At 39.4% G+C, this 13,087-nt stretch carries 13 protein-coding genes; 4 read left to right on the plus strand and 9 right to left on the minus strand.

Annotation, left to right across the window (positions count from 1 at the left end; translation table 11 throughout):
• Positions 1–225 precede the first annotated feature (225 nt).
• From ald to ACQKMF_RS21460, 6 genes are all read right to left on the minus strand, one after another.
• A complete protein-coding gene (ald, locus tag ACQKMF_RS21435) occupies positions 226–1,359 on the minus strand; it encodes an alanine dehydrogenase (RefSeq protein ID WP_053533925.1) in 1,134 nt (377 codons plus the stop codon).
• A 171-nt stretch (positions 1,360–1,530) separates the two neighbouring features.
• Positions 1,531–2,352: an EcsC family protein gene (locus ACQKMF_RS21440; protein WP_427574864.1), complete on the minus strand. Its 822-nt coding sequence runs from the start codon at positions 2,350–2,352 to the stop codon at positions 1,531–1,533.
• Positions 2,353–2,401: 49 nt separating this feature from the next.
• Positions 2,402–3,658: a PucR family transcriptional regulator gene (locus ACQKMF_RS21445; protein WP_230177196.1), complete on the minus strand. Its 1,257-nt coding sequence runs from the start codon at positions 3,656–3,658 to the stop codon at positions 2,402–2,404.
• Between the two features lie 129 nt (positions 3,659–3,787).
• A complete protein-coding gene (locus ACQKMF_RS21450) occupies positions 3,788–4,786 on the minus strand; it encodes an inorganic phosphate transporter (protein ID WP_101224327.1) in 999 nt (332 codons plus the stop codon).
• Between the two features lie 15 nt (positions 4,787–4,801).
• A complete protein-coding gene (locus ACQKMF_RS21455) occupies positions 4,802–5,422 on the minus strand; it encodes a DUF47 domain-containing protein (protein ID WP_063235631.1) in 621 nt (206 codons plus the stop codon).
• Positions 5,423–5,659: 237 nt separating this feature from the next.
• Positions 5,660–6,658, minus strand: a complete 999-nt coding sequence (locus ACQKMF_RS21460; RefSeq protein ID WP_101224326.1) for an inorganic phosphate transporter — start codon at positions 6,656–6,658, stop codon at positions 5,660–5,662.
• 385 nt (positions 6,659–7,043) lie between these two features.
• Here ACQKMF_RS21460 and ACQKMF_RS21465 point away from each other — a divergent pair, with 385 nt between their 5' ends.
• Entirely contained in the window at positions 7,044–7,874 is an 831-nt protein-coding gene (locus ACQKMF_RS21465; RefSeq protein WP_230177197.1) for an aldo/keto reductase, read from the plus strand.
• Between the two features lie 471 nt (positions 7,875–8,345).
• Positions 8,346–8,600 (plus strand): GlsB/YeaQ/YmgE family stress response membrane protein, encoded by a 255-nt coding sequence (locus tag ACQKMF_RS21470; RefSeq protein ID WP_170946860.1) that lies wholly within the window; start codon positions 8,346–8,348, stop codon positions 8,598–8,600.
• 209 nt (positions 8,601–8,809) lie between these two features.
• On the opposite strand, the gene ACQKMF_RS21475 is transcribed toward ACQKMF_RS21470, so the two are convergent.
• Complete coding sequence (locus ACQKMF_RS21475) at positions 8,810–9,721, minus strand: RluA family pseudouridine synthase (protein WP_427574867.1); 912 nt, start codon at positions 9,719–9,721, stop codon at positions 8,810–8,812.
• A gap of 232 nt (positions 9,722–9,953) precedes the next feature.
• Here ACQKMF_RS21475 and ACQKMF_RS21480 point away from each other — a divergent pair, with 232 nt between their 5' ends.
• Positions 9,954–10,367 (plus strand): DUF5365 family protein, encoded by a 414-nt coding sequence (locus ACQKMF_RS21480; RefSeq protein ID WP_048689759.1) that lies wholly within the window; start codon positions 9,954–9,956, stop codon positions 10,365–10,367.
• 68 nt (positions 10,368–10,435) lie between these two features.
• Here ACQKMF_RS21480 and ACQKMF_RS21485 read toward each other — a convergent pair whose 3' ends face one another.
• Positions 10,436–10,906: a thioredoxin family protein gene (locus ACQKMF_RS21485; protein ID WP_048689755.1), complete on the minus strand. Its 471-nt coding sequence runs from the start codon at positions 10,904–10,906 to the stop codon at positions 10,436–10,438.
• Positions 10,906–11,343, minus strand: coding sequence for a disulfide oxidoreductase (locus ACQKMF_RS21490; RefSeq protein ID WP_101224324.1), 438 nt, complete (start codon positions 11,341–11,343; stop codon positions 10,906–10,908). The genes ACQKMF_RS21485 and ACQKMF_RS21490 overlap by 1 nt, the downstream gene beginning before the upstream one ends.
• 191 nt (positions 11,344–11,534) lie before the next feature.
• On the opposite strand from ACQKMF_RS21490, the gene ACQKMF_RS21495 reads away from it, so the two are divergent.
• Positions 11,535–13,082: a carbon-nitrogen hydrolase family protein gene (locus ACQKMF_RS21495; RefSeq protein WP_137018058.1), complete on the plus strand. Its 1,548-nt coding sequence runs from the start codon at positions 11,535–11,537 to the stop codon at positions 13,080–13,082.
• The last annotated feature ends 5 nt before the right edge of the window (positions 13,083–13,087 follow it).

The following is a 13,087-nucleotide window of genomic DNA, read 5'->3' on the forward strand; positions in this document are numbered from 1 at the left end:
CAATTGGGGAAAGGGCAGAGTAGTGTCCTTTCCGGAAAAATAGTCCGTCATAGCAGATAATTCAATCTAACTCTGGATAATTCGACCGATCTCGAGCAGAAAATCGGACCTAACCCCAAATAATTCGACCTAAAGGCCGGATTCGTATGAAGACATACAGCTTCATCGAGATTCTCGTCCAAAAAAAATAAGACTCCAGACATGATTCTGGAGTCTTATTTTTTATTAAGCGTTAATGTTATTTGGGTTTAAGGCGTTTTCAACACTTACGTAGTTGTAGCCAAGGTCTGTGGCAACTGCTTCGAACGTGATTTCACCGTTCGCCACATTGACGCCTTTTGCAAGGGCATCATTTTCAAGGATTGCTTTGATGGCACCTTTGTTTGCAATTTGAAGTGCAAATGGTACAGTTACGTTAGTTAAAGCAACTGTAGAAGTTTGAGGCACTGCTCCTGGCATATTCGCCACTGCATAATGCACTACTCCATGTTTAACATAAGTAGGGTTATCATGTGTTGTTATGTGGTCGACCGTTTCAAAGATACCGCCTTGGTCGATTGCAACATCGACAATGACTGAACCTGGAGACATCGATTTAACCATTTCTTCAGTAACGAGCTTAGGAGCTTTAGCACCTGGAATCAATACAGCACCGATAACCAAATCGGCATCTTTGACTGCTTCTGCAATATTATAAGGGTTGGAGATGAGTGTAGTCAGTTCATTTCCGAAAATATCATCAAGTTGACGAAGGCGGTCTGGGCTTAAGTCAAGAATGGTAACATCTGCGCCTAATCCAATAGCGATTTTAGCAGCATTCGTTCCAACCATGCCTCCGCCGATAACAGCGACTTTACCGCGTTTAACTCCAGGAACTCCGCTTAAGAGTATTCCTTTACCGCCGTTATTTTTTTCAAGGAACTGAGCACCGATTTGTGCAGCCATGCGTCCTGCAACTTCACTCATTGGTGTCAATAAAGGAAGTGTGCGGTTTACTGCAACCGTTTCATAAGCAATGGCCAAGACACCGCTTTCTTTTAGGGCCTGAGCTAGTGCCGGTTCTGCCGCAAGATGTAAATATGTGAAAAGGATTAAATCTTTTCGGAAATATTTATATTCAGATGAGATAGGTTCTTTTACTTTCATGATCATTTCTGTGCTTGCCCAAACGCTAGCAGCGTCCTCGACTATAACAGCTCCAGCTTCTTGATATGCTTCATTTGTAAAACTGCTTCCTAGACCTGCGTTCATTTCGATTAATACTTCATGTCCTGCATTGACTAATGCTACGACCCCAGCTGGAGTGATAGCTACACGATTTTCATTGTTCTTAATCTCTTTTGGAATTCCTATTCTCATCTTAATCCCTCCAATAATATGTTTTACTATTTGTATCACAAGTATAGTTGGAAAAAGAAACAGTTAGTATGTGGAAATCAGAAAAATGAAAAAGGTGTATTTGTGGAATTCCACAAACGCAGTTTCAAAAAACATGGACTTGCCAGGATCAAAACCTATTTAAAGCTGAATTCAATTCTTTACAATTGGTTCTTGAATGCGCTCTAGAATCCTTCTTTTCTTATAAAGCATGATTCCCGTATCGGCTATGTCGGCAATCATGGAACGATTTGTAAGGGCGCCGAATATTATTCCGGCAACAGGAACCATTTGCAAAAGCTTTTTCCAGCCAAACTGATCACGGTATGTATAAACTACTTCTCGCCATCCTTGCAGTTCTGAGGCTATTTCCCTTTTTGATTGGGAATCAGTCTGGGTCATTTTCGACAATTCATTTAATATAGCCTTTTTGCCGACTACATCCGATGTTGTGAATTGCAGGCATTTGACGATGAATATACGTTCTTGGCGGTCCCTAGGATTGAAGCCATATGTGATGGCGATATCCTGAAGGGTTTTGATCGACATGCCGAGAAGAAGGGGGATGTCAATTGCCAAGGTGAAGATTCCGCCAATCCCGGTAGTGGCACCTTGAACCGTTGCCAATTTGCTCCCTGAATTTTTAATATCCTGACTCACGCTATCCATGATATGGAGGGGGATGCTTGAAACATCTTCCAGGGCAGTAATATTCAACTCGGGATTCTTGGCTTGCAGCTGATTTAGAATATGAGCTTCTTTCGTTAAATATTTTCCGCCATTCTGAATGTAGCTGCCGATTTCATCAAGCATGACACCCAATTTTTTCTGAATGAAATCCGGTGTCAACTTATCCAATAGCTTGAAAGGGATCCGCCCAATACGTTCCCAAAACCATAGTCCTTTCTGATCCTTCTCCCATTTATCTATGATTGCTAATTCTTTTTCAATTTCTTCTTTTGTTTCAAGTTTCATAAGATCAACCTTTCCACACCTCTAGTATTCCATATCAGGGAATATATCATTAATTTTTCTTGAAGAATTCATCATATTGATTAAGTTTAATGTTAAGAAAGAGGGACATTTTTTGAATCGGGTCTTTTAACCGGATATTTCCCACTTCCGAGATCCTTTTTAATCGGTAATTCAATGTATTCACATGGATATGAAGGTTTCTTGAAGCTTCGTTTGGGTTGCAGTCTTTCTCTAGATAGACAGTTAGTGTTTGCAGCAATTCCGTCTGGTTTTTCATGTCGTATGCTTTTAGTTTAAGGATGGAAGGATGAACACGACGCTGTTTGTTGCTTGCGAGTGATTCAATCATTTGAAACATGCCAAGTTCTTCATAATGTAAAATGAGTTTCATGTCATCAGGGAATATATTCTTCATTTTTAGGGTGTATTGAGCTTCTTCGTAACTTGATTTAACGTCCATTAAGTTTTTATACATATTGCCAGCCGTTCCAAGGATATGCTCAACACCGAAACGCCGTTTCATCTCCAGAATGAAAAAAGGAATGAACTCATAAATGGATGAAGTGAAAGAAGGGCTGTTTTCCTGGTTGGCTCCCGCGAAAAGAATGAGTTTGTTATGGTCAATGGCAAATAATGAACTGTTTATCTTTTGAGTGGTCGTTAACATGTATGAAATATAGCGCTCCACTTCGCGATTGATTTCTTTAGGGAATTCAAATACCAATATGGAAAAAACAACTGGAACATGGATGGAGAATTTCTGATAATTTTCAATTATTTCCGATTCTTCTTGATAATGCCCGGTCAACATGCGCCAAAGAAACTCTTGATGACCGGCTTCTTTCCTTTTCTTTTTCAATTGCAATTGCTGTAACTGGTTCTTCGCTTCCTTGGCAGCGAATTGCAGAAATTTCATATCTTCTTCGGAGAAAGGTTCATTTACTTCCAAAGCCCAAATGAAACCAAGTACTTCATTATTTTTCCGGATGGAAACCGCAACCCTGTTACCGAGCCCGACATCATTGATAGCCCCGATTTTAATGGGGGCATCTTCTTTCAATAACGCGGGTATGAAGCCATCTTTCCATAAACTGTTGATGACCTTCTCAGGGACACGTCTTCCGATTATGGTCATGATACGAGCCTGATCCGTAGTATCATCGTGTGTGCTATAAGCAAGTAAGCGATGGTTACCGTCCTCGATTGTAATGGGGCAACCTAAAACAGAACTGATTCTATCGGCAAACTCCATCATATCTCCATAAAGGTCTTTAAAAATATCTCTATTTTTTTCGAATTCCTTCATTATTATTTTGCCCCTCGCTAAAAAAATTCCTTCTCCTTGAATTTTAAACGATTTTCTATTAATAAGCATAGATAAATCCTTTGTTAATACAAAAAATCCCTACCTATGGTTACCGGTAGGGATTTTATTTTAGAATAGGAAGTTAATTAAAAGATAAAACAAACCAGCTAATGTTGCCGAGATGGGAATGGTAATGAACCAAGTGATGATCATTCTCTTTGCCGTTCCCCATTTTACGCCCTTGACACGATGCGCAGATCCAACACCAAGGATTGAAGACGAAATAACATGGGTTGTACTAACGGGCATGTGTATTACAGTCGCGCCAAAAATAATGAAAGCGCCGGTTAAATCCGCTGCAACACCATTGACCGGACGGATTTTCATGATTTTGCCGCCAACGGTTTTAATGATTTTCCATCCGCCGACGGAAGTTCCAAGTCCCATTGCCAGTGCACATGAGAATTGAACCCAGAAGGGGATATCGGTACTTGATGCATAACCATTTGCAATAAGGGCCATCGTGATGATACCCATCGCTTTTTGAGCGTCGTTCGTTCCGTGTGTATACGATTGAAGTGCCGCAGTAGCAATCTGTATAGTCCGGAATTTTTGGTTTGTTTTTGTCAGGTTATTGTTTTTAAAGACTACTTTAAAAATGCTGTATACGATAAACCCGATTGCAAAAGCAATTAGCGGGGAGAAGATCAAAGCTTGAAGAATTTTCATGAACCCTTCCCATTTAATGCCGGCGAAGCCTGCTGCAGCAATGGCTGCACCTGCAATCGAACCAATCAATGCATGGGAGGAACTGCTTGGTATTCCGTAATACCAGGTAAGAAGATTCCATATGATAGCGGCAAGCAGAGCAGCCAGAATTACATATGAACCATTCGGAAGCGTGAACGGATCCACGATATCCTTCGTTATGGTCTTCGCCACTCCAGTAAATGTCATAGCTCCGACGAAATTCATGATTGCTGCCATGATGATGGCATGCCTAGGCTTCATGGCCTTTGTTGAAACAGCAGTAGCTATTGCATTGGCTGTATCATGAAAACCATTGATGAAGTCAAATGCTAAAGCAAAGAAAACGATTAATATTGTTAAAATTAATAAAGTATCCATTTATTGGGGTACTCCTTAGGCGTTTTTCATTATGATTGTTTCAAGTGTATTGGCCACCGCTTGACAGTGATCGGCGATCTCTTCAAGGCTTTCGTAAATTTCTTTATATTGAATGATCCTGATTGGATCTTTTTCAACTGTAAACAAGTTTTTGATTGATTGACGTTGAATTCCGTCACAAACTGATTCAAGATCTTTAATTTTGATTGCATTTTCACGAATCATTGGCAATTTTTTAGTGGATAGTGTATCGACAGCATTTTCAATCTCATACGTACACTGTTTGATTGCATCCACAAACTTAAGCATATACTCATCTGCATTGACAATTGAGTACATTTCGAATAATGCCGCACAGTGTTCCAAACCGTCTATGACATCATCCATTCTCATGGTTAATTCAAGAATATCCTCCCGTTCGATAGGAGTGATGAAAGCATTGTTCAGCTCTTTGATCACATTATGAACCATTGAATCGCCTTTATGCTCATAGTCTTTCATCGTATCTGAAAATACTTTTAGATCGGAGATATTTTTGAGTTTATAATCCGCGAAATAGTCAGCACCTTCTTTAAGGTTTTGAGCGATGTTAAAAAGCATTACAGCGAATTTGTCTTTTTTTGATTTAAAAGCCATGTTAAAGCCTCCCAATTAGTCATGCAAATTTACGCACTTTAGTCGTACGCTTAGTATTAACAAATTGATTGTAACGAATTCATGTAGTATCCGGGAAGGTTTTTCGACGAAAATTTACAAAATCTTAATAAAACTTTACATAAAAAAACAAGGAAAATTAAAAAAAGGGAAAAACCTGCAATTATAAGGGGGTATTTGTAAAAAAAAAGCCTTTCCGATATGGAAAGGCAAAAGTTTCTATAAAAATAAAGCAATCAAATAGTAAATGATTCCAGATAAGGAAGCGGAAATTGGCAATGTAATGAACCAAGTGACCAACATGTTTTTAGCGGTTCCCCATTTTACCCCTTTGATGCGGTGTGCAGAACCGACCCCTAGTATTGAAGAAGAAATGACATGAGTCGTGCTGACAGGCATATGCAGGAAGGTTGCACCGAAAATGATCGCTGCACCAGTCATATCTGCAGCAACGCCATTAACCGGACGGATTTTCATGATTTTACCGCCAACGGTTTTGATGATCTTCCAACCTCCGATAGATGTACCAAGCGCCATGGCAATGGCACATGATAATTGTACCCAGAATGGAACTTCAGAGGTAGAGGCATATCCGTTAGCGATCAAAGCCATCGTGATGATACCCATGGATTTTTGAGCATCATTCGTTCCATGTGTATAAGACTGGATGGCCGCCGTGAGAATTTGTATTCTCCTGAATCGCTTATTAGTTTTTCCTAAATTATTATTTTTGAATACTACCTTGAAAATACTGTATACAATGAATCCAAGCGTAAAGGCAAGGATGGGAGATAGAATCAATGCTTGTACAATTTTAGTGAATCCACTCCATTTAATCGCATCGAATCCACTGGCCACGATGGCAGCTCCTGCTATTGAACCAATGATCGCATGGGAGGAACTGCTTGGAATTCCAAAATACCAGGTGATTAAATTCCATATTATGGCCGAAATTAGTGCAGCAAGGATTACATAAGAACCATTGTTCAATGTGAAAGGATCCACGATATCCTTCGTAATGGTATGCGCAACACCAGTAAAGGTAAGTGCTCCTAATAAATTCATGACCGCAGCCATGATGATTGCATGACGTGGTTTAAGCGCCTTGGTTGATACTGCTGTTGCGATGGCGTTAGCCGTATCATGGAAACCATTGATAAAGTCAAAGACCAAAGCAAAAATAATAATTAGCACTGTTAAGATGAGTATGCTATTCATACATGGAGGACTCCCTTGATTTCAAGTGTAAAGTGTATATGGATTTTGGCCAATGAATGGGCGCAAAACAGTTTGCAACTCCTCAATATTTAGGATGGGAGTTTTACGTTTGATTATTCTATAAAAGCTGACACCTTCTTTTTTACTTTGTTTTAAGTCGAACTATTCAATTGTAACGAATTTCATATCTATAAGGATAGATGTTTCGTCATTTTTTTACAAAATATTTAACTTAGTGAATGATTAAAAAGATAAAATGTTTCCTTTTATATATATAAATTGGTGCGTTTTCGTTTAAGAACTCTGTAAATCCCGAGGCTTATGGTTAGAAATAGAAGGTGGAGGGATGTATAATTGGTAAATAAAAGTAAGGGGGAATGATGGAATGATTTCAAATATTGGGGAAACGATCACCTTACATAATGGAGTTAAAATGCCACAGTTGGGTTTTGGTGTATTTAAAGTGAAAAACGGCAATGAAACGGTTGAGTCTGTCAAGAAAGCGATCGAAGTTGGATATCGTGCGATCGATACGGCTGCCATTTATGAAAATGAAGAAGGTGTTGGTCAGGCGATTCGTGAATGCGGCGTGCCTCGTGAAGAATTGTTCATAACATCTAAAGTGTGGAATACAGAGCAAGGATACGAAACGACGCTCCAGGCATTTGATGATAGTTTAAATCGCCTTGGCTTGGAATACTTGGATTTATACTTGATCCACTGGCCGGGAAAAGATAAATATCTGGAAACCTGGAGGGCTTTGGAAAAGCTTTATAAGGATGGAAAGGTGAAATCAATCGGTGTAAGTAATTTCCATGTTCATCATTTGGAAAATTTACTTGCAAACAGTGAAGTGAAGCCGGTCGTCAATCAAATTGAATTGCATCCACTTTTGACTCAAGTCGAAATTCGTGATTACTGTGCAAAACATGAAATAAAGGTAGAATCTTGGAGCCCGCTAGGAAGAGGAAACCTATTGGAAGAGCCGACAATTAATCATATAGCGAAGAAGCATGGGAAAAGTTCAGCGCAAGTGTTGATTAGATGGCATCTGCAACATGATCTAGTTGTAATACCTAAATCGATTACGCCGTCCCGCATTGAGGAAAATGCACATGTATTTGACTTTTCATTAAGCTTGAATGAAATGAATCAAATAGATGCCTTGAACAAAAATGAACGGTTCGGCAGCAATCCCGATGAACTTTTGTTCTAAAGCATGCTGAAAATATAGAAGGGTGTCCCGAAATTGGGGCATCCTTTTTCTTTTTCCTTTATGAACATATTTGAGACGGTTACTGCTTATACTAACAATGTGACAAAGTTTAAGCCTATGGTATACCCGTTTAATATGTCTGATAATCCTGTTTTCGTTGCCAAATATTTTTAAAAAAAATTAGGTTTTAGATTATTTAAACGGGGAAAATAATGAGTACAGCGGCAAACAAAAAGAAAAAAATCACTAACATGAGGATTGTCCAATCAGTTACTCAAGGGCTATAGCTAGCTAACTCTACCCAATAACTAAAGCATTCACATTCATTAGATATCGTGCTAATCGGCATCATACCATTTGAATGTAAAAGTTAAAATAACTGAAAAAAGCATGACAAAATGGAAGTGATTTGATTTCTTGGAGTCTGCTGCAGAAATGAAAAAATAACTAATTTGAAGGAGGAAATATATTATGGGATTTTTATGGTCATTAATTATCGGAGGTATCATTGGTTGGTTAGCAGGTATGATCGTTGGACGTGACGTACCATTTGGAATTATCGGTAACATTATCGCTGGTTTTGTTGGTGCATGGTTAGGTTCATTAATTCTTGGGAACTGGGGACCTTCAGTAGCAGATTTCGCTATAATTCCAGCATTGATTGGTGCAATCGTATTTGTCTTCATCTTAAGCCTTATCTTAAAAGGCATGAGAAAAGCTTCATAAATAAAAAAATAAAGCTGGCCCAAGTGGCCAGCTATTTTTTATGCCAAAATGAACGGATTTCGTCCCGACATGCGTATATTTCGGCCGTATAGCGGAAAAATTCGACCCAACATGCAGAAGATCCGTCCGTAAAAAAATATGAGCGACAATTCGGATAATATTAATGAAGAAATAAGAACACCGTCCGAAATGGAACGGTGTTTTTTTGTTTAAATGGTGACATCGAATATATCAGGTTCATCAATGAAAGGAGCTTCAACGATCATTTTTTCTTCTGATATGGGATGGATGAATTCAATTTTCCTTGCATGAAGGGCTTGACGTGGAAATGTCCTTTTTCCGCCATATAAGGTATCTCCGGCCAATGGGTGGTTTAAATGACTGAAATGCACCCTGATTTGATGGGTTCGGCCGCTTTCCAAGGTGCAGCTGACGAGCGTCAAGTTTTTCTTGGGATCTCGGTTGAGCACCCGATAGTGGGTGACTGCTGTCTGGCCTGTAGGGGAAACCCTTCTTCTCGTCGCATGGTGGCGGTCGCGGCCAATTTTTTCTTTGATTTCTCCTTCATTCTTTTTAATGTTTCCTTCGACTAAAGCTAGGTAAGTCCGCTTGATTTCCCTTTCTTCCAACATTCTGTCCAGCATGGACCCAATAAGGCGGTTTTTGGCAAAAAGGACGGCACCGGTGGTATCTTTATCAAGCCTATGAATATGCTTGATCATACAGGTCTGGCCGGTTTTTTGAAGATGGTGCGCGACACCATTGAGGAGGGAGTGTGCTTCACCCGGCTGAGAAGGATGGGTATCCATTCCAGCCGGTTTATTGGCTATCAACAACACATCATCTTCATATAAGATGGAAATTCCTAAGTCTGCCGCTTGTACTGATTCATTTTCAGCGTGATCCAATAAGGGGATGCTGATCGAATCTCCTTCATTAAGGATAGCTGACCATGCGACGGAATTCCCGTTCACTGTAACTTCTTTACTCATTCTCCATTCATGCACTAATTTTTTGGGGGCCTGCCAACGCTCCCTAAAAAGCTTTTCAATTGTTAATCCATTCCAACTTTGGAGAACATCAATTATTAAATGTTGGTTAGTTATTCTGAAATTTTCCAATAAAAACCCCTACTTTCGACTGCTTTGGTTTTGATTAAATGAAAAAAATATATAATAATTAAGAATTAGTCATGAAAAAGTAACCTTGGACCTATTGATGAAATTTCCGTGGTGGAAATTACCACATATTTTTTACAATATTTATGTTATTCTAGTGAGAAAGAAATCGCTTGTCCTAGAATATACATATAATAGATAGGTCTAACGGATCTGAAAAAAGGTGGTTTTTTTAGTGAAGACGGTCTTTTCTTCAACGGAAGAACAAGAGCAAGAAATAGCGAGTCTCGTTTCTCGTTTCTACGAATCTGTATTTCCCAAATACTTTACGGAAAGTGAAATCCTTCATTTTCGCGAGATTGGCGTTTTAAAGCCCAATCAAAGTTCTGTTACTTACTTGGCAACATTAAGAGACGCATTTCAAGTAATGACATGTCTTCAAGTCCTTATGTCGATATTAGACAAACAAAAGAGAGAAGATTTTATGGAATCTGAATCTGAAGAATTGTTCCAACATAACATCACTCTATTGAATGAATGCGGAATATTCTTCCCCTTTTATTATGACCATTTTTCAAGTATAAACCATGAAGCGAATAATGAGATGCAGATGATGGACATCCAGGTGGCGAATCAATATTTAGTATAAGGCAAAAAAAATGAGCCGGCTATAACGGGAGAAGCATTTCCGTTAGGGCCGGCTCATTTTTTCCATCCTTAATTAATATCGTGGTCCTTGAACCATTTCTCGAACGTTTCCTCATCATTATAGCCAACGATCCGTTCTTGTTCTTTGCCATTATTATAGTGAACGATGGTCGGTGTGCTTTTGATGCCATAATCGCTCCATCCTTGTTCAAACTCCAAAAGATTGTATTGAACTAGATCGATTCCCAGCTTTTCTGCCAAAGGAGCCACGATTGGCGTGGTTTTTTGACAATGCGGGCACTCAGGACTATAGAAGTAAACGGTCACATCTTCATTATCCTGGAGGTCCTGCTCCAATTCTTCCGGCAGGATCAAGTTTTGATAATTGGGGTCATCCAGCTGATCGACAGTAGCGGGTTTAAGCTTATCCTTACCGTATGGATTTCCTTTTGATTTTTCTTCTTTTTTCAAGTTTGTAAAAACGCCCAGCAGGACAAATATCGCGACGATTATCACTAAAAATATAGCCATTTTCTTCATTAAGCTGCAACCTCCTTGGATCTTGTCCATATGATGTAACTGCATATGAAAATAATGATGAATGCAGTCAAGGCTAGGAACGGGATGGTGATGAAACCAAATACGTTTATATATTGACCTGTACATGGAACCCTTCCACATGCAAGGGTGTGGTCAGAAAAGAATGAAACCTTTTGTATCAAGTAATGGTACGTGGAAATGAATGCACCGATAGCGGATAATATCATCGTATAAAAGCTGATCCAATAATCTTTTCGAATGATTGCAATTCCTAAAATGATCGTAAAGGGATACATGATGATCCGCTGATACCAACAGAGGACACAAGGTTCATATTGCTTGATTTCAGAAAAATATAAGCTTCCAAACATAGCAATGATGGAAGCAGCCCAGGCTACAAATAATAAGTTTTCCACACTGCGTTTTGTATTGTTCATGGTTCCTCTTCCCCATCTCTTTTTACTCTCATGAAAAGTATAGTATGTAAGGACCGCGTATGTAAAATATATATTCTTTTAACGGACATTCAGAATGTTTTTATTTGTAATCCATGGGTAGGTTCAGTTGTTTTAATTTTGGAATAAGGGGTATAATTCTTATGGAAGAGATTAAAGGAGTCTGAGGAAAAATGCCCAATTTGGACCTGCATAAATATGAAAAAATAATGGAAATACGTAATATGAGGCTAGGAGACATAGATGAAATAATTGCTTTGCAGTCGAGTTGCTTTCCTGGAATGGTTCCCTGGAAGCGAGATCAGCTTGAGAGCCATCTGGCGATTTTTCCAGAAGGACAGTTTGTGGCTGAATATGATGGAAAAGTGATTGGCTCATGTTCCAGTCTCATTATTAATTTTGACGAATATGATGACCGCCATACATGGGATGATGTAACCGATAATGGGTACATCACGAATCATAATCCAGACGGTTATAATTTATATGGAATCGAGGTCATGGTCCATCCTGAATTCCGCAGGATGAAAATTGGCCAAAGATTATATGATTCAAGGAAAGAGCTTGTTGCCCATTTGAATTTAAAAAGCATCATTATCGGGGGAAGGATCCCCAATTACCATAAACATGCGGAAGAACTATTACCAAGGGAATATGTGAAAGAAGTGCAATTGCATAAAATATATGATCCGGTTCTTTCATTCCAACTTTTAAATGGGTTCACGCTTATGAGGATCAATCCGAATTACTTGCCTGATGATCTGCAATCGAATAAGTATGCTACTCTCATGGAGTGGAATAACGTCGATTATCAGCCGAAAACAAAACGTTATTATAAAACATCAGAGCCGGTACGTATCTGCGTCGTGCAATACATGCTGCGTAAAATCGATTCATTCGAAGATTTCGCTAACCAAGTCGAATATTTCACCGATGTTGCTTCGGATGCTAATGCGGATTTCGCCGTGTTCCCGGAATTGTTCACCACCCAGCTGATGTCTTTCTTGAATGAAAGATCACCAAGCTTGGCTGTCCGGAAACTGTCGGATTTCACGGAGCAATACATTGAATTGTTTACCACTTTAGCTGTAAGGTATAACGTCAATATCATCGGCGGTTCCCACTTCGTTAAAGAAGATGATGACAATATCTATAATATCGCTTATTTATTCCGTCGCGATGGGACGATTGAAAAGCAATATAAAATTCATATCACACCGAATGAAAGAAAATGGTGGGGTATTAACGCAGGTGACCGCGTTCGTGTCTTTGATACGGATTGTGGAAAAATTGCGATACAAATTTGTTATGATATTGAGTTTCCGGAACTCGCCCGGATTGCTACCGACATGGGAGCCAAAATCATATTCACTCCATTTTGTACAGAAGACAGGCAAGGCTATCTGCGAGTTCGTTATTGTGCCCAGGCCCGTGCAGTCGAAAACCAAATCTATACTGTCATTTCCGGAACGGTCGGAAATCTTCCGCAAACGGAAAATATGGATATCCAATATGCCCAATCGGGAATCTTCTCTCCATCGGATTTCGAATTTGCGCGTGACGGCATAGTCGGGGAAACCAGCCCGAACCTTGAGATGGTCCTGATTGGCGATGTCGATTTGGAAATCTTAAGGCGGGAGCGTCAGTCTGGTACTGTAAAGCAATTGAAAGATCGCCGCCATGATATTTACCATCTGCATTACAAAGATGGCCAAAAATAAAGAGG

Origin of the sequence: Peribacillus sp. NPDC101480 (genome assembly GCF_050277335.1) — a bacterium.
Classification (GTDB): Bacteria; Bacillota; Bacilli; order Bacillales; family DSM-1321; genus Peribacillus.